The 255-nt window shown below is 40.0% G+C and carries 1 pseudogene; it reads left to right on the forward strand.

Annotation, left to right across the window (positions count from 1 at the left end):
* A pseudogene (locus M3226_RS31985) lies at positions 1 to 200 on the forward strand (group II intron reverse transcriptase/maturase); the annotation flags it as partial.
* Positions 201 to 255: the final 55 nt, after the last annotated feature.

A 255-nucleotide genomic window follows, 5' to 3' on the forward strand; every position in this document is an offset into this window, starting at 1 on the left:
AAACCAAAACAAAATATTATCAACTAAGAAGATTAGGTGTCAAACATGAAGAAGCCTGGAAAGTAGCTAATTCCCGAAAGGGATATTGGAGGATTTCCAGAAGTGAAACACTGCAAAAAGCAATTAATATAAAAACGCTCACCAAATGGGGGCTTAAAAACCTCAACCATTTATATGAGCGCCGATACTTAAGTTATTGAACCGCCGTATACGGAACCGTACGTACGGTGGTGTGAGAGTTGCGCCTTGAAAGCT

This window comes from Neobacillus cucumis, from assembly GCF_023715505.1.